The sequence below is a fragment of the Hydrogenophaga sp. H7 genome (assembly GCF_002025745.1).
Lineage (GTDB): Bacteria > Pseudomonadota > Gammaproteobacteria > Burkholderiales > Burkholderiaceae_C > Hydrogenophaga > Hydrogenophaga pseudoflava.
In genome coordinates, this window is record NZ_MCIC01000006.1 from 1 (window position 1) to 24,182 (window position 24,182).

Annotated in this window: 21 protein-coding genes; 9 read left to right on the forward strand and 12 right to left on the reverse strand. The window is 64.3% G+C overall.

All coding sequences use genetic code 11. The features are described from left to right. Positions 1-27 precede the first annotated feature (27 nt). Positions 28-1,124, reverse strand: a protein-coding gene (locus BC358_RS05720; protein ID WP_256861428.1) for an IS3 family transposase whose coding sequence is annotated in 2 segments (ribosomal slippage) — positions 28-872 and positions 872-1,124 — 1,098 coding nt in all. Because the reading frame shifts where the segments join, the coding sequence is not laid out codon by codon here. 264 nt (positions 1,125-1,388) lie between these two features. On the opposite strand from BC358_RS05720, the gene BC358_RS05725 reads away from it, so the two are divergent. Further along, positions 1,389-1,901 (forward strand): bacteriohemerythrin, encoded by a 513-nt coding sequence (locus tag BC358_RS05725; protein ID WP_079365080.1) that lies wholly within the window; start codon positions 1,389-1,391, stop codon positions 1,899-1,901. Positions 1,902-1,916: 15 nt separating this feature from the next. Here BC358_RS05725 and BC358_RS05730 read toward each other — a convergent pair whose 3' ends face one another. Both BC358_RS05730 and BC358_RS05735 read right to left on the reverse strand, forming a co-directional pair. Further along, positions 1,917-2,696 (reverse strand): PIG-L family deacetylase, encoded by a 780-nt coding sequence (locus BC358_RS05730; RefSeq protein WP_079365081.1) that lies wholly within the window; start codon positions 2,694-2,696, stop codon positions 1,917-1,919. Beyond that, a complete protein-coding gene (locus BC358_RS05735; RefSeq protein WP_179130013.1) occupies positions 2,693-3,943 on the reverse strand; it encodes a glycosyltransferase family 4 protein in 1,251 nt (416 codons plus the stop codon). The genes BC358_RS05730 and BC358_RS05735 overlap by 4 nt, the downstream gene beginning before the upstream one ends. Positions 3,944-4,106: 163 nt before the next feature. Here BC358_RS05735 and BC358_RS05740 point away from each other — a divergent pair, with 163 nt between their 5' ends. Further along, positions 4,107-5,183: an AI-2E family transporter gene (locus BC358_RS05740; RefSeq protein WP_079365112.1), complete on the forward strand. Its 1,077-nt coding sequence runs from the start codon at positions 4,107-4,109 to the stop codon at positions 5,181-5,183. On the opposite strand, the gene BC358_RS05745 is transcribed toward BC358_RS05740, so the two are convergent. Beyond that, positions 5,171-5,644 carry an Lrp/AsnC family transcriptional regulator gene (locus tag BC358_RS05745; protein ID WP_079365083.1) on the reverse strand — a complete coding sequence of 158 codons (474 nt, stop codon included), beginning with the start codon at positions 5,642-5,644 and terminating at the stop codon, positions 5,171-5,173. The two genes, BC358_RS05740 and BC358_RS05745, sit on opposite strands and share 13 nt — an antisense overlap. Before the next feature lie 113 nt (positions 5,645-5,757). On the opposite strand from BC358_RS05745, the gene BC358_RS05750 reads away from it, so the two are divergent. Next, on the forward strand, positions 5,758-6,450 hold the full coding sequence (locus BC358_RS05750) for an aspartate/glutamate racemase family protein (protein WP_079365084.1): 693 nt from the start codon (positions 5,758-5,760) through the stop codon (positions 6,448-6,450). A 12-nt stretch (positions 6,451-6,462) separates the two neighbouring features. Here BC358_RS05750 and BC358_RS05755 read toward each other — a convergent pair whose 3' ends face one another. Together BC358_RS05755 and pobA are read right to left on the reverse strand one after the other, a co-directional pair. Beyond that, positions 6,463-7,380: a CoA transferase gene (locus BC358_RS05755; protein ID WP_079365085.1), complete on the reverse strand. Its 918-nt coding sequence runs from the start codon at positions 7,378-7,380 to the stop codon at positions 6,463-6,465. Between the two features lie 67 nt (positions 7,381-7,447). Beyond that, on the reverse strand, positions 7,448-8,620 hold the full coding sequence (gene pobA / locus BC358_RS05760) for a 4-hydroxybenzoate 3-monooxygenase (protein ID WP_079365086.1): 1,173 nt from the start codon (positions 8,618-8,620) through the stop codon (positions 7,448-7,450). A gap of 141 nt (positions 8,621-8,761) precedes the next feature. Between pobA and BC358_RS05765 the strand changes: the two genes are divergently transcribed. After that, a complete protein-coding gene (locus BC358_RS05765; protein ID WP_079365087.1) occupies positions 8,762-9,529 on the forward strand; it encodes an IclR family transcriptional regulator C-terminal domain-containing protein in 768 nt (255 codons plus the stop codon). A gap of 6 nt (positions 9,530-9,535) precedes the next feature. On the opposite strand, the gene BC358_RS05770 is transcribed toward BC358_RS05765, so the two are convergent. The 6 genes from BC358_RS05770 to BC358_RS05795 all read right to left on the reverse strand — a co-directional run bounded on the left by BC358_RS05770 (position 9,536) and on the right by BC358_RS05795 (position 14,842). Next, entirely contained in the window at positions 9,536-10,249 is a 714-nt protein-coding gene (locus BC358_RS05770; protein ID WP_079365088.1) for an ABC transporter ATP-binding protein, read from the reverse strand. Continuing rightward, entirely contained in the window at positions 10,249-11,013 is a 765-nt protein-coding gene (locus BC358_RS05775; RefSeq protein ID WP_079365089.1) for an ABC transporter ATP-binding protein, read from the reverse strand. The genes BC358_RS05770 and BC358_RS05775 overlap by 1 nt, the downstream gene beginning before the upstream one ends. Continuing rightward, positions 11,010-11,999: a branched-chain amino acid ABC transporter permease gene (locus BC358_RS05780; RefSeq protein WP_079365090.1), complete on the reverse strand. Its 990-nt coding sequence runs from the start codon at positions 11,997-11,999 to the stop codon at positions 11,010-11,012. Before BC358_RS05780 ends, BC358_RS05775 begins: the two co-directional genes overlap by 4 nt. Then, entirely contained in the window at positions 11,996-12,859 is an 864-nt protein-coding gene (locus tag BC358_RS05785) for a branched-chain amino acid ABC transporter permease (protein ID WP_079365091.1), read from the reverse strand. Before BC358_RS05785 ends, BC358_RS05780 begins: the two co-directional genes overlap by 4 nt. A gap of 95 nt (positions 12,860-12,954) precedes the next feature. Next, positions 12,955-14,142: an ABC transporter substrate-binding protein gene (locus BC358_RS05790; protein ID WP_066161004.1), complete on the reverse strand. Its 1,188-nt coding sequence runs from the start codon at positions 14,140-14,142 to the stop codon at positions 12,955-12,957. Between the two features lie 394 nt (positions 14,143-14,536). Further along, positions 14,537-14,842 (reverse strand): RNA-binding protein, encoded by a 306-nt coding sequence (locus BC358_RS05795; RefSeq protein ID WP_066161007.1) that lies wholly within the window; start codon positions 14,840-14,842, stop codon positions 14,537-14,539. A 322-nt stretch (positions 14,843-15,164) separates the two neighbouring features. On the opposite strand from BC358_RS05795, the gene BC358_RS05800 reads away from it, so the two are divergent. The 5 genes from BC358_RS05800 to asnB all read left to right on the forward strand — a co-directional run bounded on the left by BC358_RS05800 (position 15,165) and on the right by asnB (position 24,005). Next, positions 15,165-18,086, forward strand: a complete 2,922-nt coding sequence (locus tag BC358_RS05800) for an EAL domain-containing protein (protein WP_256861433.1) — start codon at positions 15,165-15,167, stop codon at positions 18,084-18,086. A 79-nt stretch (positions 18,087-18,165) separates the two neighbouring features. Continuing rightward, positions 18,166-19,170, forward strand: a complete 1,005-nt coding sequence (gene galE / locus BC358_RS05805) for a UDP-glucose 4-epimerase GalE (RefSeq protein ID WP_079365092.1) — start codon at positions 18,166-18,168, stop codon at positions 19,168-19,170. A 67-nt stretch (positions 19,171-19,237) separates the two neighbouring features. After that, a complete protein-coding gene (locus tag BC358_RS05810; RefSeq protein WP_079365093.1) occupies positions 19,238-20,965 on the forward strand; it encodes a PKD domain-containing protein in 1,728 nt (575 codons plus the stop codon). A 185-nt stretch (positions 20,966-21,150) separates the two neighbouring features. After that, on the forward strand, positions 21,151-22,047 hold the full coding sequence (locus tag BC358_RS05815; protein WP_079365094.1) for a glycosyltransferase family A protein: 897 nt from the start codon (positions 21,151-21,153) through the stop codon (positions 22,045-22,047). Continuing rightward, on the forward strand, positions 22,047-24,005 hold the full coding sequence (asnB, locus tag BC358_RS05820) for an asparagine synthase (glutamine-hydrolyzing) (RefSeq protein WP_079365095.1): 1,959 nt from the start codon (positions 22,047-22,049) through the stop codon (positions 24,003-24,005). The genes BC358_RS05815 and asnB overlap by 1 nt, the downstream gene beginning before the upstream one ends. Positions 24,006-24,182: the final 177 nt, after the last annotated feature.

Below are 24,182 nucleotides of genomic sequence, written 5' to 3' on the forward strand. Positions count from 1 at the left end.
TGAAGTCCCCTCGAATTCCTGAGCCAGTCAGAAGTAGAGGTTGGGGAACAGTTTGACACGGTACTCGACCGGTGGGATTCGGCCGAGAGATTCATGGGGGCGCTGGTGGTTGTAGCGGTGCAGCCAGTCGGCCGTCATATCACGCACCTCCTGCAATGACTCGAAGACATAGCAGTCCAGCACCTCGGTTCGGTAGGTCTTGTTGAATCGTTCGACATAGGCGTTTTGCGTGGGCTTTCCTGGCTGGATGTGATTGAGCGCGATGCCCTTGGATTTCGCCCATTCGGACAGAGCGTGAGCGATGAACTCCGGGCCGTTGTCCAGGCGAATCGACAGCGGCGCTCCGCGCACTTCCACCAGCTCATTCAAGGCACGTATGACACGGGCTGCCGGCAGGCTGGTGTCGACCTCGATACGCAGGCCCTCGCGGTTGAACTCATCGATGACGTTGAAGGTCCTGAATCGCCTGCCGGACCACAGTGCATCGGCCATGAAGTCGCAGCTCCAACCCTGATTGGGTTGGCCAGCAGCCTCCAGCGGTTGCTTGATGCGCGCCGGCAAACGCTTCTTGCCGCGCCGTGGCAGGTTCAGCCGCAGCTCGCAGTACACGCGCCAAAGCACCGTCTTGCCCCAGGGCTTGCCTTGGTGGCGGGCACTGTCGTAAAGCAGGCCAAAGCCGTGGCGCGGGTTGAGCGCCATGTGCATCTGGATGAAGGTGATGACCCCGGAGTCGTCGCGCGCAATGGGTCGGTAGCGCAGTGTGGAGCGGGCAATGCCGCTGGCCTGGCAGGCTCGGCGCTCGCTCATGCCGTGCTCGGCCATGAGGGCTTGAACGACCATCTCGCGACGCTCCGGGGTCAGAGCTTTCGGTCGACAACGTCCTTGAGCGCGTGGTGCATGAGCGCCAGGTCGGCATACATGCGTTTGAGCTTGGCGTTCTCGTCCTGCAGTTGCCGAAGCTGCGCCAGGTGCGAGACCGTCATGCCAGAGAACTGACTCTTCCACTTGTAGTAGGTCGGCTCGCTCACGCCGTGCTTCCTGCACGTCTCGCCGACCTTGGCACCCATCTCGACCTCCTTGAGGATGCCGACTATCTGCGCTTCGCTGAATCTGGATTTCTTCATGTAGAGACTCCGTCTTGGGGAATTCTCTACTTCCGGGTGGTTCAGGTTTTCAAGGGGACTTCAGCCTGACTTAAACCAAACAGCCTCCGCGAATCCCGGGGCGACTCAAAGCCCCCCGTGTTCTAGGTGGGACTTACTCAGGGACTCGTCAAAAAATTGAGATAAGTCAGAAAGTGGCCGTTTTCCCTCACAGGTCATAGGGAATCTGTACACAATTTGTCACTTTTCGGGTGACGTCCTGTCACCTGCCTGAGGACATCTGACATGGCACATCTGAACTGGACGCCGGACCTCGAAACCGGCATCCGAGAAATCGACGGGCAGCACAGGCGCATCGTCGACTACATCAACCAGCTGTACGACGCCCGCGATCACCATGATCGGGAGGCGGTGGGCGCCGTCATCGACGAGATGGTCGACTACACCCTGTCGCATTTCGCGTTCGAAGAATCGCTGATGACCGATGCGGGCTACATGTTCGCCGGCCCGCACAAGAAGATCCATGAGTTGTTCACCCGCAAGGTGGGCGAGTACCGCATGCGCTTCGAGGCAGGTGAAGACGTGGCTTCTGACCTGCATGCAATGCTCTCTCGCTGGCTGTTCAACCACATCCGCAACGATGACCGCAGCTACACGGATTCTGTGAAGGTGTACTTGAAGAATGTCGGGCATGGCGACACCGACATGAAGGCGCAGATCAAGGAGGAGTTGATCCGCGAGCTGCACCTGAAGAAGAAACGCGGCTTCTTTGCCCGACTGTTCGGCGGCGAAGAGTGATCACCTCGGGCCTGTTCAGGCCATGAGAAGACATTCCGCTCGTTCGAGCACCCGCCGCCGATAGGCCGGGTTGGGGCCGAAGATGGGGTTCAGCTGCGACGCGTAGAGCTCGACCAGATGGGTCTTTTCCGAGGTGTCGTGGTGGTATTTCACCAGCTCGGTGTGGCAGCCCAGCAACCGGTACAGACGCTCCTGCAGCGCCCTGTTGCTGTGTGACCAGGCATATGGCAGCTCTGCATAGAAGCCCAGCCGGGCCTGGCTCCCCGACAAGGCCTGCCAGAAGAGATCGCGGGTCAACTCGTGCTCCCCATGCGGCATGCACCCCCATGGACGGCGGAGCAAGCGCCACGCCAGTCGCGAAAATGGGGTTGAGGGCGTCGGTCCACCGGCGCCTGCGGGAAGCAGCACCAGCGTGCGAGTGAGGCCATCGGGCCGGCTCTGGGTCATTGCGTCCACCGCCTGGGCGACCGCGTGGTCGTCAGCGCCTCCTGGACGACATCCAAGGTGCTGGAACCCGCATCCGAGCTGGGTCATGACCAGCGCATCTTCCTGGCGCCGGGCCAGGTGTTCGGCGGCGCTGTCTGGAAAGCCCGTCATCCGGGCCCAGGCGTCGTTCTGTCCCGCCGATCCTTCGGTGAACACCGTGATCACTTCGGCCCGATCGCGACATGCGCCCAAGATCCCGGCGACCGAGAACACCGCGTCGTCCAGATGAGGCGAAATGACGATCATCCTCTCGACCCCGAGCTGTTCCAGCCAGGACCGCACCTCCGTTGCATGGGACAGGCTGGTCATGTCCGGAGCTCCGCAGCCTCGCAGAGCCGCTGGAGGTGAACGATGCGCCGTTCGAACTCGACCTCGAAGACGTGCTGGATGGCAAACTCGCGCGCGCTCATGGCCAGCGCCTTCAGTGCGTCCAGGTTGGTGGACAGCCCCTCGATTTCATCGGCCAGTGCCCCGGGACGCCCCAGGGCGCAGACCCGCCCGGCGGAGCTCAGCCGTTGAAGGCCGCGCCAGGCTTCGTTGGCATAGCCGACGATGGGCACCCCGGCGCACAGCGTTTCCAGGTAGGTGCAGGAGGGGTCACCTTGCAGGTGGGGGCATACGAAAAGATCAATTTCTTGCCGCAACATGGGCATCAGCTGGTCGTGAAAGTCCAGCGTCCCCAGCAGCCGGACTTGTTCATGCAGACCGTGTTGGGCGATTTGCGCCTCCAGCGTGGCCTGCAGCGGCCCGTCTCCCGCGATGCGGAGCTCGAAGTCGATGTTCCGGTCCCGGAGCCTGCGGGCCAGAGGCACCAGGTGGTCCACCCCTTTGATGGGATGCAGGCGCCCCGAGTACATCAATCGCAGGCGCCGTCGCCGGGACAGGGCTTCGCAACGAGCCTCGATCTCTTTCGGGGTTGCACAAAGCTCCGACACCACCCGGTTGTCGAAGTAGAGAAGGGGGGTAGGGTTGTGCCTGCCGAACGCCTCGAATGTGGGCGTTCCGTTGCACTGCAGGCCCTGGGCCGACCGGATTTCCGCCAGTGCACGGCGGTGGTTGAGAAGCAGCCAGAGCCTGGTCTTGAGGAGCGAGAGCCCCCAGCCGTGAACCGACCGTGCAATCTGCAACTGGGTGGTCAGCGTCAATTCGGTGTTCGCGACCAGAAGGCCACCCTGTTCCCGGCAGCGCTGGCCCAGGCCATACAGCAGGTGGTTGGGCGTGACCAGCAGGATGGACCGTCGCAGCAACGGACCGCCGTTGCCTGCCAGTTCGCGGAAGTCCACGATGCGGACTTCAAACGGCAGTTCGCTGGGGTTCCATTGGCGGTTGTCCAGATCCCCGCTAGGCTCGTGCCCCGCCTGCAACCCCACTACCACGGTGCCGTTCCAGCGTTCCACGTACTGCTTCATGCCATTAACGAACTTTGCCGGCAGCAGCCAGTGACCCTCGGCGCTCCGTATGCCGGGCAACGAGGACAGCACCACCAGGCGCCAGGCAGGCGCCGTGGAGGCGCACGGGGTCGGGGCTTCAGGCATGGCGCAGCGCTGGAGTGACATGAGGCGTCGTACGGGTCGGAACAGCTTACGCCGGAGCATGTCCGGTGCGGAGTTGGGCTTACCCGAAGGTGTCTGTGTCCGATCCAGCGGCGTGCAGGTTCCGGCCGCAGAACGGGTGCCTGGCAGCGCCTGTGAGGTCGTGCCCCCGTGCCAGAATGGCCGGATGCCTCCCGTCTTCAGTGCTTCCCTCATTACCCGCGGCTTGCTGCTGCTGATTCTTGCCGCCGGCATCTATTTCTTCCACGGCTTCCTGGTTCCCGGTTTGGCTGCCCTGATCATCGGGTTCGCCACCTGGCCGCTGTACCGCCGGCTGGTTGTCCGCTGCTCTGGCAGGACCACGTTGGCCGCCAGTCTGGCAATCCTGGTGGTGCTGGTGGTGCTCGTGGTGCCGCTGTCGGTGGCGATTCACTTTGCGATTCGCGAAGCGAGCGAGTTCGTGCGCTGGGCCATCGAGGCCAACCGCCACGGCGCCGCCGTGCCGGCCTGGATAGAGGCGCTGCCGCTGGTGGGCGCCCAGCTGGCGGCGTTGTGGCGCGAACACCTGGGCGAGCCACATGCGCTGGGCGCCTGGATCCAGATGCTGTCGGGACAGCATGTGGGCAACATCTCGCGCACCGTGCTGGCGGCGGCCGGCAACCTGGCGGGCCTGCTGCTGCTGGTGCTGTTCATGCTGATCACGCTGTTCTTTGTCTACAAGGATGGCGCACACATTGCCGGCCAGCTCGACAGGGTGGGCGAGCACCTGCTGCCCGAGCGCTGGCAGCGCTTCTCGCGCGTGGTGCCGGCCACGGTGAGCGCCACCGTCACCGGCATGGGCCTGATCGCCATCGGCGAAGGGGTGGTGCTGGGTGTGGCGTACTGGATTGCAGGCGTGCCCTCGCCGGTGTTGCTGGGGGTGATCACCGGGTTCATGGCCATGATCCCGGGCGGTGCGCCGCTGTCGTTCACCCTGGTGTCGCTCTATCTCGTCGGCTCGGGCGATGCGGTGGCCGGGCTGGCGCTGTTCGCCTGGGGCTCGGTGGAGCTGTTCATCGTCGACAAGACGCTGCGACCGCGCCTGGTCGGAGGGCCGGTGAAGCTGCCGTTCCTGCCGACCTTCTTCGGCCTGGTGGGCGGGGTCTCGACCCTGGGCATGGTGGGCCTGTTCGTCGGTCCGGTGCTGATGGCGCTGCTGGTGGCGATCTGGCGCGAGTGGGTTCGCGGGCTGGACGACAAGCCCGAGCGCCCTCAGTCGGCGTAGTCCAGCGGCAGGGCGGTGGTGTTCTTGAGTTCCTCCATCGCAAAGCTGCTGCTCACGTCCGACAGGTCTACCGAGCGGATCAGGCGCTGGTAGACCCGGTCGTAGGCTGCGATGTCGGGCACCACGATTTTCATCAGGTAGTCCACGTCACCGCTCATGCGGTAGAGCTCCATCACCTCGGGGATGTCGCGCACCGCGTCGCGGAAGCGCTCGAACCAGGCCTGGTTGTGCTGGCTGGTGCGCACCGAGACAAAGACCGTCACGCCCAGGTTGATCTTCGCGGCGTCGACCAGGGCGACGTGGCGCGTAATGAAACCCTGTTCGCGCAGGCGCTGGATGCGCCGCCAGCAAGGTGTGGAAGAGAGGTGTACGGCGGCGGCCACCTCGGCCAGCGGGGTTTCGGCGTTGCATTGTAAGATGGCGAGGATCTGCCGGTCCGTGGTATCCAGTTTTCTTTTCATGGTCAATTTGAGCAAATCAATGCTCAATAGTGCCGTCCTGACGCCGAATTTGGCAAGCCATTTCTTCCAGGCAGATGGGAGACTTTCTCCATTCCACGAACCAAGGAGAACCCATGAAAACCATTGGCCTGATCGGCGGCATGAGCTGGGAGTCGACCACGCTCTATTACCAGATCATCAACCGCGAAGTGGCACGCCGCCGTGGCGGCCTGAGCAGCGCGCGCATGAACCTGGTCAGCCTGGACTTCCAGGACATCGCCCAGCGCCAGCGCGTGGGCGACTGGGACGGCATGGCCGGCATCCTGTGCGACGCGGCGCGGCGCCTTTCCGATACCGGCGCCGAGTGCCTGCTGATCGGCACCAACACCATGCACCAGCTGGCGCCGCAGGTGCAGGCCGCGACCGAGGTGCCGCTGATCCACATCGCCGACGTGACGGCCGACGCCATCCTCGCGCAAGGGCTGGACACGGTGGGCCTGATGGGCACGCGCTTCACCATGGAGCGGGCGTTCTACGTCGAGCGGCTGGCGCAGCGCGGCATCCGCTGCGTGCTGCCCGACGAGGTGCAGCGCCAGGAGATCCACCGCATCATCTTCGAGGAGCTGTGCTGCGGCGAGCTGCACGAGGTCTCGCGCCAGTGGTTCACCGACTGCATCGCCGACCTGCAGTCCCGCGGCGCTCAAGGTGTGGTGCTGGGCTGCACCGAGCTGCCACTGATCATCCGTCCCGCAGACAGCCCGATCCCGACCTTCGACACCACGGCCTTGCACGCGTTGGCCGCGGTGGAGTTCTCGCTGGCGAACTGAAGCGTTGGCCCCTCAGCGGGCGAGCGTGTGCAGCGGGATGTCGCGGGCAACTGCCAGCGCGTCGAGCTGCTTGCGCGTCTGGCCGGCCAGGAACGTGGCGATGGCTTGGTGGGTGGCCGGCTGGAACAGCGTGCCCATGCCGTTCATGGTGACACCGGCGGCCGCGCACAGCGAGGCCGCGAAATGCGGCTCTAGCGCCGCCACGGCGACCCGGCCGTCCTTGCAGGGGTAGACCCGGTAGCCCGCGTGCGCGCCTCCGACGGCGCCCTTGGGTTGCGTCAGGCCCCAGCTGCGGGGCAGGGCCAGCCAAGCCGCAGCATCGCTGAGCGCGACTTCCTGGAACACGCCTTTGCCGCTGGTTTTCTGAGCCAGCACGGCTTTCAGCGTCGCCTCGCTGGCCATGAGCGCGCCCCCCATGTCGGCGAACAGCGTGGCGGGCAGGTCCAGGCCGGTCACCAGGCCGGCGTCGGCCAGATAGGTGAGGTCGTGACCCGGCTCTTCGGCGCGTGCGCCGGGCGCGCCGACGATGGCCACGACCGACAGCGCCGGGTAGGCCTTGTGCAGCGCCTTCCAGCCCAGGCCGAGCTTGAGCAGCGCCGACGGGCGGAACGAGGTCAGCAGCACGTCGGTGCGCGCCAGTGCCTTGTGGAGCTGTTGCTGCCCCTTGTCGGTCTTGAGGTCGACGGAGAGAACCTTGATGCCGCCGTGCATCGTGGCGTAGGCGGTCGGGTTGTACTGGCCCATCGGGTCGCCGCTGGCGCCCTGGGGGCCGGGCGGTTCGGCCTTGAGGCAGGTGGCGCCCATGGCCCTGAGGCGCATGAGTGCGGCCGGGCCGGGCAGGTTCAGCGCGAGGCTGAGCACGCGTACACCACGCAGGGGCTTGAGGGTGGCGGCGGGACGGGGGGAGGAGGGCAGGGTCTTGGCGGTCATGACCCGGTTGTACCCCGGAAGCCGGCCCGCAGGCCAGCGTCCGGGTGACAGTGGCGGTAGGTGCCGCTCAGAACGGCAGGCCGACGTAGTTTTCCGCCAGCGAGCCCTGTGCGCGCTCGGACGAGAACAGGTACTCCAGCTCGGTCTGCGACAGCTTCTGGTCGTAGGGCAGGCTGTCCGGGAAGGTGTGCAGCATGGTGGTCATCCACCACGAGAAGCGCTGCGCTTTCCAGACCCGGGCCAGGGCCTTGGCCGAGTAGCCGTCCAGGCCAGAGTCGTCGCCGTCCTTGTAGTGCGCGACCAGCGCGTGGTAGAGGTAGTAGATGTCGGACGCGGCGCTGTTCAGGCCCCGGGCACCGGTCGGCGGCACGATGTGGGCGGCGTCGCCCGCCAGGAACAGGTTGCCGTAGCGCATGGGCTCGGCGACGAAGGAGCGCAGCGGCGCGATCGACTTCTCGATCGACGGCCCGGTGACCAGGCGCTCGGCCACGTCGGCGGGCAGGCGGCGCTTGAGCTCGTCCCAGAACTTGTCGTCGCTCCAGTCCTCGACCGTGTCTGTCAGCGGCACCTGGATGTAGTAGCGGCTCAGAACCTGCGAGCGCAGCGAGCACAGGGCGAAGCCACGCTCGTGCTTGGCGTAGATCAGTTCTGGCGACACCGGCTTGGTGCGCGAGAGCACGCCCAGCCAGCCGAAGGGGTAGACCTTCTCGTATTCCTTGAGCACGTCGCGCGGGATGGACTTGCGGCTCACGCCGTGGAAGCCGTCGGCGCCGATCACGTAGTCGCAGTCGATGCGCACCACCTCGTCGCCCTTGCGGTAGGTGACGTAGGGTTGGTCGCTCTTGAGGTCGTGGGGCTGCACGTCTTCGGCGTTGTGGATCACCACGCCGTTCATCTTGTCGCGGGCCTCGTACAGGTCGCGCGTCAGTTCGGTCTGGCCGTACACCACCACCGAGCTGCCGCCGCTGTGCTTGTGCAGGTCGACGCGGCGCATGTTGCCGTTGTCGGAGATGTAGAAGCCGTCGTGAATCTCGCCTTCGCGGTCCATGCGTTCGCCGCACTGGGCTTCGCGCATGAGCTTGGCAAAGCCGTGCTCCAGCACGCCGGCGCGGATGCGCGAGAGCACGTATTCGCGGCTCTGGCGTTCGAGCACGATGGTGTCGATGCCCTTGAGGTGCAGCAGCTGGGACAGCATGAGGCCGGAGGGGCCGCCGCCGATGATCGCGACTTGGGTGCGCATGGTTTGTCTCCTGGGAAGGGTGGAACGGGTGACAGGCACTGTAGGTCGCCCACTCCAGAATCGCTATAGCCGTCAGACGAGTTTGCGCGTTGATTGGCCATCGTGTGCGATGATCGCGCAACACTTCGCAGGAGACCCCGCATGGACATCGCCAAGGCGGATTTCATCGAAGGCATGGCCAAAGGCATGGCGGTGCTGGAGAGCTTCGACACCGAGCGCCAGCGCCTGAACGCCACGCAGGCGGCTGAGCGCGCCGGCCTGACGCGGGCAGCCGCCCGGCGCCACTTGCTCACGCTGGCCTACCTCGGTTACCTGGACACCGACGGCACGCACTACTGGCTCTCGGCCAAGGTGCTGCGCTTCTCGGGCAGTTACCTGGCCTCGGCCCGGTTGCCGCGGCTGCTGCAGCCCACGCTCAACCGGTTGGCGGCGCAGACGCGCGAATCCTTCTCGGCCGTGGTGCTGGACGGTGAGGAGGTGGTGATCGTGGCGCGCAGCGCGTCCGTGGGCGGGCAACGGCTGATGGCCTACGGCCTGCACCTTGGCGCGCGGCTGCCGGTGCACGCCACGTCCACCGGGCGGGTGCTGCTGGCGGCCATGAACAAGACCGAATTCAGCGCCTGGCTCAAGGGCCGCGAACTGGCGCGCCTGACGCCCAGGACCACCGTCGATCACAAGGCCCTTCGTGCGATCGTGGCGCAGGTCAGGGCCGACGACTACGCCGTGGCCAGCGAGGAGCACGAGCTGGGCGTACACGCGCTGGCCGTGCCGCTGCGCAACATGAAGGGCCAGACGGTGGCGGCGCTGAACGTGGTGGCTTCGCCCGAGCGCCTGGTACCCGAGGTGATGCGCCAGGACCTGCTGCCGCTGCTGCTGGACGCGGCCCGGGAACTGCGTCCGTTGCTGTGAGCGGGCTCAGACGCCCAGGTACTGTTCGAGCAGTTCGGGCCTGGAGAGCAGCTCGTCCGACGAGCCCTCGAACACCACCTCGCCCTTGACGAGGATGACGTTGCGGTCGGTGATCTGCGTGACTTGCTTCCAAGCCTTGTCCACGATGATGCTGCTGATGCCGCTTTCGCGGATCAGGCCGCAGATGCGCCAGATGTCGCGCGCGATCAGCGGCGCCAGGCCTTCGGTGGCCTCGTCCAGGATCAGCACGTCGGGGTTGGTCATCAGCGCCCGGCCAATGGTCAGCATCTGCTGCTCGCCGCCGCTGAGTTGCTGCCCGCCATGGCCCAGGCGCTCGGCCAGGCGCGGAAAGGTCTCCAGCACGCGCTCGTAGGTCCAGTCGCGCTGACCCCGGGTGCCCGGGCGCGCGGCCATCACCAGGTTCTCTTTCACGCTCAGGTTGCCGAAGATGCCGCGGCCTTCTGGCACGTAGGCGATGCCCTGCCGCGCCACCTCGTAGGGGCTTGCGCCGGTCATGGGCGTGCCCTTGATGAGCACGCCGCCACCGCTGGGCTTGACGATGCCCATGATGGACTTGAGCAGGGTGGTCTTGCCCATGCCGTTGCGTCCCATCAGACCGATGGTCTGGCCCTGGCCGACGGTGAAATCGATGCCGCGCAGGATGTGGCTCTGGCCGTAGTGGGTGTTCAGGCCGGTGGCCTGGATGAGCGGGGTGGTCATCAGTGTTCGTCCCCCAGGTAGGCGGCCTGCACCTGCGGGTCGGCGCGGACCTGGGCCGGCGTGCCGCTGGCGATCACCTGGCCGTTGACCATCACGGTGAGCTGGTCGGCCAGCGCGAAGACGGCGTCCATGTCGTGTTCGACCAGCATCATGGCGTGGTCCTTCTTGAGCCTGAGCAGCAGCTCGACCATGCGCTCGGCCTCGGCCTGGCCCATGCCGGCCAGCGGTTCGTCCAGCAGCAGCACGGTGGGCTCGGTGGCCAGGGTCATCGCGATTTCCAGCTGCCGCTGCTCGCCGTGGCTGATGGTGGCGGCCACAGTCTGCGCACGGTGCGTCAGGCCGGCAAGCTCGATGGCGCGCTCGCAGCGCTGGTTCACCGCCGTCATCTTGGTGGCGGACTGCAGCCAGTGCAACGGGTTCCAGGGCGCGTGCCGCTCGCGGGACTGCGCGGCCAGGCGCACGTTGTCCCACACGGTGAAGGGCAGGAAGATGTTGGTCTTCTGGTAGCTGCGGCCCAGGCCCAGGCGCGAGATGGACTCGGGCGTGTGTCCGGCGGTCTCTTCGCCGCCGAACAGGATCTTGCCGGAGGTGGGCTGCAGGTCGCCCGAGAGCAGGTTGGTCAGCGTGGACTTGCCGGCGCCGTTGGGGCCGATGACCGCGTGCAGGTGGTCGCGGTAGAGCTTGACCGAGACCTCGTTGACGGCGGCCAGACCGCCGAAGCGTTTGGTCAGCTTGTCGGCCGCGAGCAGGGCGACGTCACTCATTGGCTGGCCTCCTTGTTGCGGCTCAGGAACTTGTCGGCCAGGCCCAGCAGGCCGCGCGGCGCGACGATGACCACCAGCACGATGAAGCCGCCCATGAGCAGCTGCCAGTGTTTGGTCAGATCCTTGGCCAGGTGCAGCACGTACTCGAAGGTGAAGGCGCCGACGATGGCGCCCGCGAAGTTGCCCATGCCGCCGAGGATGACCATCATGATCGCGTGTGCGCTCATGTGAAACCCCATGAGCTCGGGGTTCACGAAGCCGGTCTGCGCGGCCCAGAGGTAGCCCGCCACGCCAGCCAGCGTGCCGGCCAGCGTGAAGGCCGCGAGCTTGTAGCCGAAGCTGCCATAGCCCACTGCGCGCAGGCGGTGTTCGTTGACGCGGATGCCGGCGAGCACGCGGCCAAACGGAGAGAACAGCACGCGGCGCAAGAACAGGTAGACCGCGATCAGCACCACCAGAGTGAAGTAGTAGAAGTGAGTCTTGTTGTCCAGGTCGAGGCCGACGGCCGTGGCGTCGGGCCGGAAGTTGACGTAGATGCCGTCGGACCCGCCCAGCGCCTTGTTGTCGAAGAACAGGTAGAAGACCATCTGCGCGAAGGCCATGGTCACCATGATGAAGTAGATGCCGTGGGTGCGGACCACGAAGAAGCCGATCACCAGCGCGGCCAGGCCGGCGCCAGCGGCGGCCAGCGGCAGGCTCCACCACAGCGCGATGGGCGCGTCCTGTGGCGTGATGAAGGCCAGCGCGTAGCCAGCCAGTCCGAAGTAGGCCGCGTGGCCCAGCGAGACCAGACCGGTCACGCCCTGCAGCAGGTCCAGGCTCATCGCGAAGATGGCCAGGATCATCATCTGCGTGAGCATCTGCAGGTAGAAATCGGTGCTTTCCATCGGCACCAGCGGGAAGGCCGCGAGCGCGAGCGCGCCGACGATCAGCACCACCTGCACGGAGCGCGGCAGTTTCTCGAGTTGGGCCTTGGCGGCACTCATTGTTTGAACAGCCCTTCAGGTTTGTAGAGCAGCACGGCGGCCATCAGCATGTAGACGGCCATGCCGGCGATCTGCGGCAGCAGCACCTTGCCGAAGGTGTCGACCAGGCCGACCAGCAGGGCCGCGACCATGGCGCCGCGCACCGAGCCGATGCCGCCAATGACCACCACCACGAAACACATGATCAGCACCGAGCTGCCCATGCCCGGGTAGACGCTGGAGATCGGGGCTGCCACCATGCCGGCAATCGCTGCCAGCGCTACGCCGAGCGCGAACACCACGCCGTGGATCAGCCGGATGTTGATGCCCAGGGCTTCGGCCATTTCGCGGTTGAAGGCGCCGGCGCGGATCTTCATGCCCAGGCGCGTCTTGCTGATCAGGCCGTACAGGCCCAGCGCCAGCGCGACGCAGACGGCGGACACCACCAGCCGGTAGACCGGGTAGGACAGGTTCTCGGTCAGCTGGATCGACTGGCTCACCGCCTCGGGGACGGCGACCGAGTGCACGTCGTCACCCCAGAGGATGGAACGCAGCTCTTCAAAGATATAAATCAGGCCGAAGGTCAGCAGCACCTGGTCCAGGTGGTCGCGGTGGTAGAAGTGGCGAAACAGCAGCCATTCGAGCAGCCAGCCGAAGGCCACGGCAAGCAGGCTGCCCACGATGATGGCCAGGGTCAGGCTCTGGAACTGGGCCGTCAACGCCCACGCGAGGTAGGCACCCAGCATGTAGAAGCTGCCGTGCGCGAGGTTGACCACGCCCATGATGCCGAAGATCAGCGTCAGGCCGGCGGCCAGCATGAACAGCAGCAGCCCGTACTGCAGGCTGTTGAGCAACTGGATCAGGAAATTGGCAAAGTCCATGGCAGACCCAAGAGGTCAAGGATGCCGCCGAACCGGCTTTGCCGGGGCGGCTGGCATCGCCCCCTGGGGGGTGATGCCGAAGGCAGCGCGGGGGGTTAGCTCAGTTTGCAGCCAGCGCCGGAATCGGCCACAGCCTTCTGCGCGATGCCGATCACCTTGTTTTCCTTGTTCTCGACCTTGCGCAGGTACATGTCCTGCACCGGGTTGTGGGACTTGCTCATCGTCCACTTGCCGCGCGGGCTGTCGATGGTTGCGCCTTCCATGGCGGCGTACAGCGCTTTCTTGTTGGCCAGGTCACCCTTGACCGCGTTGGCGCCCTTGACCATCAGCAGGCCGGTGTCGTAGCCCTGCACGGCGTACACGTCGGGCTGCAGCTTGAAGGTCTTGGCGTACTCCAGGCGGAATTTCTTGTTGGCCGGGGTGTCCAGCGAGTCGCTGTAGTGCATGGTTGTCAGTACGCCGTTGGCTGCGTCACCAGCGGCGTCCAGCACGCCTTCGGTCAGGAAACCCGAACCATAGAGCTGGATGCTCTTGTTCAGCCCGGCGGCGGCGTAGTCCTTGAGGAACTTGGCCGCGCCACCGCCCGCGAAGAAGCAGGCGACCGCGTCGGGCTTGAGCGAGGCGATTTCGGTCAGCAGAGCCTGGAATTCGACGTTGGGGAAGGGCAGTCCCAGCTTCTTCACAATCGTTCCGCCTGCGGCGGTGTAGCTCTGCTCAAAGCCCTCGAAGGCCTCATCGCCAGCGGCGTAGTTCCAGGTGATCCAGACCGCTTTCTTGTGGCCGCGGTCGACCATGGCCTTGCCCAGCGCCAGCGTGGGCTGGGAGTTGCTGAACGAGGTGCGGAACACGTTGGGAGCACACTGGGCGCGGGTGGCGATGTGCACGCCGGCGTTGGGGATCAGGTTGAGCACGCCCGATTCACGAGCCACCTTGTGGATACCCATCTGCACACCGGAGTGCACCGTGCCGACCAGCACGTCGACCTTGTCGCGCTGCACCAGGCGCTGTGCGTTTTCGATGCCCTTGGCTGGGTTGGACTCGTCGTCTACTTTGAAGAACTCGATCTCGCGGCCACCCAGCTTGCCACCTTGCTCGTTGATGGCCATGCGGAAACCATTCTCGATCGCCACACCCAACTGCGCGAAAGTGCCGGTGTAGGGCAGCATGAAGCCCACCCGAACCTTGTCGGACTGGGCGCGCACGATGGAGGGCAGCAGCAGACCGGACGAGGCGGCGCCGATCACGGCGGCGGAACGGGTGAGAACAAGGCGGCGGGTGGTCATGAAATGTCTCCTGTGATGTCGAACAAACTCACTGTAGGTGCGGGCTTTTCTGATGACGATCCAGAGTTACCCGTACTTTAGGCATGAAATATCTAGGAATGAATCGTGTGGATCCAGCAAAGTTCGCATTCAGTGCAAGATATTGCCTTAACATGCAGTATCTTGCATGTTCTCGGGGGTGGGCACAGGTAAAAACCCTTGCTGGAAGGGCAGGGTTGCGAGCGAGCACAAAGGAGGCTTCGCGAGCCCGTTGAGGGTCTGGAACTGGAGCCAATACTGCCGAGAAAGGGTGGCCTGCACCCTTGGGGCGGCTTTTTTTCCTGAAAAGAGAACCTAAGCGCTAAGACTGCGGGTGCGGAGCAGTATGCGAGTAAGAGGAGAATGGCGGCTGTGTCTAGAAGAAATTCGACTCTGCCCACTGAGACGACGGGCCGTCTTCTTCCGCTGTCACGGGGACATTGAGGTCCAGTACAAACACCACCTCGCCACCGAAGCGGCCGACCCCCAGCGTCTTCATGAGCGTCTGTTCCTGCTCAGGGCGCTCCATTCGCATGAAGCAAATGGCTTGCTTGGTGCCTTCATGCATGGCTGTAAGGATGTCCAGTCGCGTGATGCGGCCAAACTGGCCGCACAGCTCATGCAATGCGGACCTCAGGCTGTTCACATCACGGTGTTGCCGGAGTTCTGCCAGTGCGCTCACTTTTACCCTTTCTGTCGTCGGGCCCGTTTCCAATGCTGAATGATTCGGTGGGGGTTTCTGACGTGGGTCAATGTTAATACGGAAGCTACAAGTTGCAACCGTCTTGTTACGTCTTTCCTTCCCCAAAACAGGGGGCTTGCCAACTAGTCCACAGCTGGCCTGCCTTTCAGGCCGATTGCAGATCCGAGGCGACCGTGTGCGAGGCGGTATGCTTGATCCACCAACCGATGAAAGCTGGCGCCCCATGCAACAAGGACACCGTGCAGACCCACACGATGAAGCAGCACCCTTGACAGCACACCCAAGCCCGGTGGCGTCCAGTGTGGAATGGACCCAGATCACCCAGCTGACGACCCACATCGGCCAGGTGTCAACAGCGCTGCTGGTGAGGTTTCATCCTGATGGTCTGCTCTTGGTGGCTGCCAGCGGGTTGCCCTCAAGCGGTCAGGCCATGGCCGCAGAACTGTGCGCCAAAGTGATGGCCGACCCCGAACTGGCTGGGACGTGCCACGACCTGACGGCGGTTGCGGCCTGGGCACACCATCCACTGGTCGCTTCGCTGCGAACCCGCTTCTGCCTGGTGCTTCCGCTCCCGGCCAGTGAGGCGTACAGCGACACTTGGCTGGCGTTGCTGGACGGCGAGCCGCGAAACGCCGAACAGGTGAAAGCCATGCTTCCGGCCTTGCAGGCCCTGGCAATTCACGTGGGGCAGCTGCAGGAACTGGTCTATCAGCAGCAGCAGTCGGCACACCTGACCCAGGGCAGGGAAGAGCGGCTAGGCAAAGCGCTGCACGAAAGCGAGAGCCGGTTGAACCTGACCGAGCACACAGCGGGCGTGGGCAGCTGGTCGGTGGACATCAATACCGGGCACATTCAACACTCTGACGAGTACGGCAGCATTCTGGGGTTGGGGCCTGGGGAGACGGTCGAAGACCTGGCCGCAATGGTGCTGCGCTACACGCCCGAATGGCGCACCGGTATTCGCCAACGGCTGGAGCGCTGCGCCCAGTTGGGTGAAGCATTCGACGAAGAAATCCAGGTGCAGGTGCCTGGTGCGAGTCCGAAATGGGTTCGCACGGTTGGCAATGCCGTGCGTGACGCACAAGGGCGCATCGTTCGCATCCAGGGGGCTGTGCAGGACATCTCCGCTCAGAAGCAGGCGCAGCAGGAAACACTGCGTCTGGCCATGCGGCTGACCACCACTCTGGCGAGCATCACCGAGGCCTTTGTGACACTTGATCGCCAGTGCTGCTTCACCTATCTGAATCAGGAAAGTGAGCGGCTTCTCCAGAAAACCACGGCCGAATTGCTGGGCAGGGAGGTCTGGCACGATTTCAGCGACGGATTGGCGCAGCGGCTGCGAACACAGCTCGGCGTAGCGTTGAAGACCAACCGGCGCGTCGAACTGGAGGATTTTTTCCCAACACTGGGCAAATGGCTAGAGGTGCGCGCGTATCCGTTTGCCGAAGGACTGGCCGTCTACTTCCGTGACGTCACAGAGCGCAGGCGTTCGCAGGAGCAGCTGATGCTGCTGGAGACCAGTGTGGCCCGCTTGAACGACATTGTCGCGATCGCCGAGGCAGGCTCCGGCCCCGAAGGCGAGCCGCGGATCGTGTTTGTCAACGACGCTTTCGAGAAACAAACGGGCTACAGCCGAGACGAGGTCCTGGGACAGACCCCGCGCATCCTGCTGGAACTCGATCCTGCGATGTTCAAACTGCTGGAAAAAGCGCGCGGACTGAGGGAAACCCGCCAGGCACGCACCGAGCTGATGATTCGCCGCAAGAATGGGGCTTCATTCTGGATTGAACTGGAGGTCGTGTCGGTCCAGGCCAGCGCCGAGGAGGTGACGCACTGGGTGGCGGTGGGGCGGGACATCACACAGCGCAAGAACGCCGAAGACATGATCCGGCACCTTGCGTTTTACGACCCTCTGACGGACCTGCCCAATCGCCAGCTGCTGCTGGACCGGCTGCAGAAGGCGCTGTCGCAGAGCGCACGCTCCGGTCAGTTCGGTGCGCTCATGTTCATCGACCTCGACAACTTCAAGATCCTCAATGACACGCTGGGTCACCATGTCGGGGACCAGTTGCTGCAGCAGGTGGCCCAGCGCCTGACCAAGAGCGTGCGCAAGACCGATACCGTGGCGCGTCTGGGGGGCGATGAGTTTGTGGTGATGGTCGATGACCTGAGCACGGACGCCGCCGCCGCCGCCAGCAAGCTGCGCACCCTGGCGGAAAAAGTGCTGAATGTGTTGCGGGAGCCATTCCAGATCGCCGGGCACCAGCACTTTGCGACGCCCAGCATCGGGGCTACGTCGTTCAATGGCGACCAGAGCGACGTGAGCGAACTGCTGAAGCAGGCCGACCTCGCCATGTACCAGGCCAAGGGGTTGGGACGCAACACCTTGTGTTATTTCGACCCGGACATGCAGGCCTCGGTAAGCGCCAACGCGGCGGTAGGAGCCGCGCTGCGCGTGGGCCTGCGTGAAAAGCAGTTTGTGGTGCACTACCAGCCGCAGGTTGATCGGCAGGGTGCCATCACGGGGGTGGAGGCGCTGGTGCGCTGGCAACATCCCGAAAAGGGACTGGTCAAGCCCGCCGATTTCATTCCGGTTGCCGAAGACACCGGGCTCATTCTGCCGCTGGGTATGTGGGTGTTGGAAACCGCCTGTGAGCAACTTGCCGCATGGGCCTCACGTGAGCAAACCGCCCATCTCAGCATTGCCGTGAACGTGAGCGTCTACCAGTTTCGGCATCCAAACTTTGTGGACATGGTCATGGCCGCTATCCAGCGCACAGGCATTCGCCCGCACCGGCTGAAGCTGGAACTGACCGAAAGCCTGCTCGCCGACCGCATGGAAATCACCATCCAGAAGATGGGCATGCTCAAAGAACTGGGGGTCACCCTGTCGCTGGATGATTTCGGAGTGGGCTACTCCTCGCTGTCGTGCCTGAAGCGGCTACCGCTGGATCAGCTGAAAATCGACAAGGGCTTTGTGGCCGATGTGCTCACCGATCCCAACGACGCCGCGATCTCCCGCGCCATCATTGCGCTGGCACAAAGTCTGAGCCTGCAGGTGGTGGCCGAAGGGGTGGAAACGCAGGAGGCGCGGGATTTTCTCGCCTACCTCGGGTGCGATCAGTTTCAGGGGCACCTGTTTGCGCCCGCCCTTCCTATTGAGACGCTGGACGCATTTCTCCGCAACCCGTCGCCTGACATGATGCCCATGGTGGTGGGGTAGGTTGACTGGAGATCTCGTTTACGGGTTGGCCGCTTGCATGGCTTGTTTTGTTGTGTGTATTGGATGGATGTGAATCGTCATGAATGTGTTATTAACCGGTGGGTGTGGGTACATTGGCAGTCATGTGGCTGTGGTGTTGATGTCCGCAGGCCATCGTGTGGCCATTCTCGATAATCTGACCAATAGCCATCGGAGTGTGGTGGACAGGGTTTCTGAAATTGCCGGGGCATCTCCAGCGTTCTATTGCGGAGATGTGGGTGATGTGGGGCTGGTGCGAGACATCATTCGAGAAAACAAAGTTGACTCGGTCATTCATCTTGCAGGATTTAAGTCTGTTGGTGAATCGGTTCAGGTGCCGCTGAAATACTATCAGAACAATATTTGCGGGGCGTTGGGTTTGCTTCAGGCAATGGAGGCTGAATCAGTTTCCCATCTGGTGTTCAGTAGCAGCGCCACCATCTACGGTGATCCGCAGTATCTTCCGGTAGACGAAGCGCATCCCCAGCATGTCGTCAATGCTTACGGGCGCAGCAAGTTGCACATCGAGGACATGCTGCGGGATGTCAGCGCATCTCGCCCATCCCTCGGGGTCGTATGTCTTAGATATTTCAATCCTGTAGGCGCCCACTCGAGCGGATTGATTGGCGACCGCCCGAGAGGGATTCCAAACAACCTGATGCCTTATGTGGTCCAGGTGGCATCGGGAGAGTTGGAGCGGTTGAAGGTTTTTGGTGGCGACTATCCGACACCTGACGGAACGGGGGTCCGGGACTATATCCACGTCATGGATCTGGCCGAAGGTCATGTGGCCGCTCTGAATTACCTGTCGTCGCGCAGCGGCTGGCGCGCATTTAATCTTGGGACGGGTCGAGGATACAGTGTTCTGGAAATGATTCGTTCTTTTGAGGAGCAATCCGGTCGCTTCATCCCTTTCGAAATCACTGGCCGGCGACAAGGGGATGTGGCCTGCTCATATGCTGATACCCGTTCTGCAGAACAGGAACTGAATTGGCGGGCCACGAGGTCGCTGGAGGACATGTGCTCAAGCGCTTGGGCGTTCCAGAGCCGGTTTTTGGCGGGGTGAACAGGTTTTTGTGGTGTCGACTTACCGAGCCGATCCATCATGCGTCGTCAGAAGGAAGAAGGAACAAATGCAGATCTACGCCAGTTCATGTCTCTTCATGTTGCTGGCGGCGCTTGCCAGTGTGCAGGTGCTCACCGGCTGCGGTCCAGCACAGCCGGGGGGCGGCTTCCCCGAACGAGACGCAGATGTTTCCGGAAGCCTTGATCTCGCGTTTTCTGAGGCCAGGGCGCGAGAATCTCTTGGCAGGTTGAGGTCGTCGTCGACAGAGGTCGGGTCGCTCACGCAGGTGGTCTATCGTTCCACCGAATGGAAGCGCGACGCGTCGGGCAGCAGTCCCGCAAATTGCATGGGCATGTCCTTGCGTGCCTCGAGCCTCCATGCCTGCCAGATGTTTGCGACGGCAGCGCCGGTCTCGGCAGCAGGTCAGCCGTCCCGCACGGTCGAGGCCAGTCTGGAGGCCACGCGGCTGAGCGGTCCGGCGCCGCTGGCGGTGCAGTTTGACGCCACGGGCACCACCTCCAGTCTGGCGGGCCAGCACCCGTTCCACCAGGTGCGTTATTCGTTCAACTTTGGAGACGAGCGGGGGCAGGTCTGGCCGATCTCCGGTTTGCCAAAGAATGTGCAGACGGGTGGGCCGTTGGCGGCGCACGTGTTTGATCAGCCGGGTACCTACCAGGTGCGTGTTCGGGCAACCGATCCGGCGGGAGGCTATTCGGAGCGCTCGGTCAGCGTGGAGGTGCTCGACCCCAATGTGGTGTATGCAGGGACGAAGACGATCTGCGTGTCGACGGCGGGCAACTTCTCCGACTGCCCGGACGGGGCGTCGCGCGTGGCAATGGTGCCCAATTCAGCGGCGCTCAACGGCCGCCGGGTGTTGTTGCGTCGAGATGAGACGTTTGGCTCCATCGAGATTGGACACGGCAGCCAGAACGTGCAGGTGGGGGCGTTTGGTACCGGTGCGAAGCCGCGGGTAAGTCGTGTACTGGTGGGGGGGATAGGGCCTTCCTCATCGGCGTTCCCACGTGACATCACCGTGATGGATCTCAACATCCTTCAGAGCCTCGAGCAGTTCGTGACCATGTCGCGTCTGCTGGTCTACCGCAATACCTTCGACGTGCCAACGGGTGAACTCACCACGGCCCAGATCAATCTGGCCAGCGCGCTGGCTTACATCGTTAAAAACCACAAGCTGGCCCCCAGCCAGTATCACCAACCGCGGGAGCTGTTCGTTGTGGAGAACCAGTTGCGCGGCAGCACAGCCAACCCTCACCTGAACATGGCGGGCGAAGGCAGCCGCTTCGTGATCATGGGCAACGACATGGGCACCGCCCAGCAGCACACAGTGCGCCTGTGGGGCATGTACAAGGGCTTCATCGCACACAACGCGCTGCGTGGCGGCTCTTCCGACGGGATCCGGGTGGCGCTGAAGATCCACTCCGGCGGCCTGGGTGAATACAACGACAACTACGCGATCTCGGGCAGCACCTGGGCATCGAGGCAGATCGTCATTGCCAACAACCGCCTGGGAGACGCCTCGGACAACAACTCGTTCACCGGCGGCGCCAGCCCCGAGAACAACGGTCCCAACAGCCGCCAGGGTCTGGAGGACGTGGTGCTGGAGAACAACGTGTTCCACCGTGGTCCGAACACGAACACCGAGTTCATCCTGATGGGGCGTCGCATGTCGTCGAGGGGGAATACGCGGGCCGATGGTGGCGCACCCAACATCAACCAGTTCGGCAACTCATACAAGTTGCTGCCACCCGACTGGGTGGGCCCGTTCTTCACCCGGTAGCCGCTGCGCCTCGCCCGTCCAGCGGCTGGCGGCTGCAAACCCGGGCCTCATTCCTAGGGGGCACGTGACGAGCGCTTGCGCCGAAACAGGTACAAATTGTTGCGTGTACCATTTGTTCCAGTACCCAGCTGAATACTACCGACTCAGTTGCGTGGCCCAAAACCCAAGATGTGCACAACCCAGATATGACACAGCGTTATGTTTTGATCTCGCCGTGCCGCAACGAGGCGAAGTACATGCGCCAGACGCTGGACACCGTGGTGGGCCAGTCTGTTCGCCCGGCCCGCTGGGTCATCGTCGATGACGGCTCCAGCGATGCGACGCCGCAGATCCTGGCCGAGTACGCTGCCCGCCACGACTGGATCCAGATCGTCACCCGCCAGGACCGAGGTCATCGCGCGGTAGGCCCGGGCGTCGTGGACGCCTTCTATTCCGGATACGCAGCGATCCATCCGCAGGACTACGAGTTCGTCTGCAAGCTGGATCTGGACCTGCGTCTGCCACCCAGGTACTTCGAGATCCTGATGCAGCGCATGGCCGACGATCCCCGTATAGCCACCTGCAGCGGCAAGGCCTATGTGGAGGAGGGTGGGCAGCTCATTCCAGAGCGCCATGGCGATGAAACGTCGCTGGGCATGACCAAGTTCTACCGGGTCAGCTGCTTCGAGGCGATCGGCGGCTTTGTGCGCGAGGTGATGTGGGATGGCATCGACTGCCACCAATGCCGCATGAAGGGCTGGATCGCCTGCAGCTGGGACGACCCCGATCTGCGCTTCGTGCACCTGCGACCCATGGGCTCCAGCCAGGACAGCATCTACACCGGCCGCATGCGCCACGGCTACGGCCAGTACTTCATGGGGACCGGCTTCCTGTTCATGGCGGCGAGCGCGTTGTCGCGCGTCAACCAGAAACCCTACGTGCTCGGCAGTGCAGCCATGTTGTGGGGCTGGCTGAAGGCGGCCCTGCAGCGCAAGCCGCGCTACGACAACCCGGAGTTCCGGCGCTTCCTGCGCGCCTACCAGTTCCGGGCGCTGCTGGTCGGCAAAGCCCGCGCGGCGCGCGAACTGACGGGGCGTGCCTGATGTGCGGCCTGGCTGGAATCGTCGGACGCGTCGGTGAGGCGAACCGCCTCGCGCTGCAACGCATGACGGATGCCATGGCGCATCGAGGACCGGATGGCGACGGCATCTGGATGGGGCCGGCGGACGCCCGTGGCTGGGGCGTCATGCTCGGGCACCGGCGGCTGTCGATTCTCGACCTCACTTCGGCAGCCTCGCAGCCGATGACGGATCCGCAGCGCGGCGACGTTACCGTGCTCAATGGCGAGATCTACAACTACATCGACATCCGCAGGGCGCTCGGCACCCAGGGCCAGACCCTGTGGTCGAGCGGTGACACGGCGGCCATGCTGCGGCTCATCAGCATGCACGGGTTCGACGCCGTGCAGGAGCTTCGTGGCATGTTCGCGCTGGCCGTGTGGGACCCGCGCCGCAGCGAGCTGCTGCTGGCGCGCGACGCGCTGGGCATCAAGCCGCTGTACTTCATGAGGAACCCCGACGCCTCGGGCGACTGGACCTTCGCGTTCGCGTCCGAGGTGCGCGCCCTGCTGCGCTCCGGTCTGCTGCGCAAGCCCCGCCTGCGCCGGTCGGCCGTGGCCAGCATGGTCTGGAACGGGTTCACGGTGGCGCCGGAAACCATCGTCGATGGCATCGAGTCGCTATGGCCGGGCGAGATGAGGGTCTACTCCCAGGACGGTCGCGAGTTGCGGCGCAAGCGCTACTGGACGCAGGCCGCGCTGCCGCGCAATGGTGAATCGACCGACCAGGACGTGGCCATGGCGCTCGAGGACAGCGTGCGCCGGCATCTCGCGTCCGATGTGCCGCTTGGGGTCTTCCTCTCGGGCGGGGTGGACTCCTCCGCCATAGCCAACGTGGCCAAGCGCGTCTCCCGCGATCCGGTGCACTCGTTCACGCTGGCATTTGCCGAGCAGGAACGCAACGAAGGAGAGATTGCCCGGGCTGTCTCCAGAGCGATCGGCACGCAGCACCACGAGATCGTCCTGCGCCAGGAGGGCTTTGTCGACCGGCTGGACGAGGCCATGGGCAGCCTGGACCAACCGAGCTTTGACGGGCTGAACTCGTTTTTCATGTCGCAGGCCGTCGCGCAGGCCGGTTTCAAGGTGGCCCTGGTGGGCAGCGGAGGCGACGAGCTGTTCGGTGGCTACACCTCGTTCCGCGACCTTCCTGCGATGGCGGCATGGTCGCGCCGCCTTGGCTTCGTTCCGGGCGCTCTGCGCAACGCCGGCGCGCGGGCGTTTGCGCGCTGGAAGGCGCCCAATGGCGGGGCTTTCCGGCCCCAGACCCGCTGGGCCAAGCTGCCGACCATGGTCGAGGCCGGGGACGACCTGCTGGCGCTCTACCAATGTGCCTACGCGCTGTTTCTGCCCGACACCCACCGCAGCCTGCTGGGCACGGCGGCGCAGGGGCTGGACGCGGGCTACTGGGGGCTGCCGTCCGAGGTGGTCGCGGCGCTGCGCGCGGAGGTGGAGGGCCGCAGCGATCTGTCGTCCATCGCTGCGCTGGAGCAGCGCCTATTCCTGGGCGAGCGTCTGCTGCGCGACGCCGACTCGACAAGCATGGCCGCCTCCATCGAGACCCGCCTGCCCCTGGTCGATCAGCAACTGCTCGAAGCGGTGGCGGCCTTGCCGGACGACATCCGTTTCCATCCGGTGCGTTCGAAGTCGATGTTGCGCAGCGCGGGGCTTCAGGGGCTGGACCCGGCCCTGTTTGACCGGCCCAAATCGGGCTTCGAGCTGCCCTACGACCACTGGCTGCTCGGCGCGCTGGGATCGGAGGTGGGCGAGGTGCTCACGGACTGCGACCTGATGGCCAGCGTGGGGCTGGCGCCGACCGTGGTGGCCGACCTCTGGCGTGCCTACCGGTCGGGCGCCCCGGGTCTCTACTGGACGCGGATCTGGTGCCTGTACGCGCTGGCCGCGTGGGCGAGGCGGCACGGCCTGTCCGTGGAGTCCGCGCCATGAGGGTGGCCTACCTCATCAGCGAGTATCCGAAGGTCAGCCACAGTTTCATCCGCAGAGAAATCGCAGCGCTGGAGCGGCAGGGTGTCGAGGTGCTGCGTTTTGCGATCCGAGGGCCGTCGGACGGAAGCCCCGACTCAGCGGACGTCGAGGAACTGCGGCGCACGCGCTACGTGCTGG

What these genes read in the sequence shown, in the direction of transcription:
- BC358_RS05730 (WP_079365081.1), bottom strand. Translation starts at nt 2,696, where the DNA reads ATGACCAGCCTGTCCCATGCAACGGAGGTGCGGTCCTGGCTGGAACAG.
- BC358_RS05725 (WP_079365080.1), top strand. Translation starts at nt 1,389, where the DNA reads ATGGCACATCTGAACTGGACGCCGGACCTCGAAACCGGCATCCGAGAA.
- asnB (WP_079365095.1), top strand. Translation starts at nt 22,047, where the DNA reads ATGTGCGGCCTGGCTGGAATCGTCGGACGCGTCGGTGAGGCGAACCGC.
- galE (WP_079365092.1), top strand. Translation starts at nt 18,166, where the DNA reads ATGAATGTGTTATTAACCGGTGGGTGTGGGTACATTGGCAGTCATGTG.
- BC358_RS05745 (WP_079365083.1), bottom strand. Translation starts at nt 5,644, where the DNA reads ATGAAAAGAAAACTGGATACCACGGACCGGCAGATCCTCGCCATCTTA.
- BC358_RS05750 (WP_079365084.1), top strand. Translation starts at nt 5,758, where the DNA reads ATGAAAACCATTGGCCTGATCGGCGGCATGAGCTGGGAGTCGACCACG.
- BC358_RS05735 (WP_179130013.1), bottom strand. Translation starts at nt 3,943, where the DNA reads ATGTCACTCCAGCGCTGCGCCATGCCTGAAGCCCCGACCCCGTGCGCC.
- BC358_RS05775 (WP_079365089.1), bottom strand. Translation starts at nt 11,013, where the DNA reads ATGAGTGACGTCGCCCTGCTCGCGGCCGACAAGCTGACCAAACGCTTC.
- BC358_RS05780 (WP_079365090.1), bottom strand. Translation starts at nt 11,999, where the DNA reads ATGAGTGCCGCCAAGGCCCAACTCGAGAAACTGCCGCGCTCCGTGCAG.
- BC358_RS05770 (WP_079365088.1), bottom strand. Translation starts at nt 10,249, where the DNA reads ATGACCACCCCGCTCATCCAGGCCACCGGCCTGAACACCCACTACGGC.
- BC358_RS05790 (WP_066161004.1), bottom strand. Translation starts at nt 14,142, where the DNA reads ATGACCACCCGCCGCCTTGTTCTCACCCGTTCCGCCGCCGTGATCGGC.
- BC358_RS05740 (WP_079365112.1), top strand. Translation starts at nt 4,107, where the DNA reads ATGCCTCCCGTCTTCAGTGCTTCCCTCATTACCCGCGGCTTGCTGCTG.
- BC358_RS05765 (WP_079365087.1), top strand. Translation starts at nt 8,762, where the DNA reads ATGGACATCGCCAAGGCGGATTTCATCGAAGGCATGGCCAAAGGCATG.
- BC358_RS05810 (WP_079365093.1), top strand. Translation starts at nt 19,238, where the DNA reads ATGCAGATCTACGCCAGTTCATGTCTCTTCATGTTGCTGGCGGCGCTT.
- pobA (WP_079365086.1), bottom strand. Translation starts at nt 8,620, where the DNA reads ATGCGCACCCAAGTCGCGATCATCGGCGGCGGCCCCTCCGGCCTCATG.
- BC358_RS05785 (WP_079365091.1), bottom strand. Translation starts at nt 12,859, where the DNA reads ATGGACTTTGCCAATTTCCTGATCCAGTTGCTCAACAGCCTGCAGTAC.
- BC358_RS05755 (WP_079365085.1), bottom strand. Translation starts at nt 7,380, where the DNA reads ATGACCGCCAAGACCCTGCCCTCCTCCCCCCGTCCCGCCGCCACCCTC.
- BC358_RS05815 (WP_079365094.1), top strand. Translation starts at nt 21,151, where the DNA reads ATGACACAGCGTTATGTTTTGATCTCGCCGTGCCGCAACGAGGCGAAG.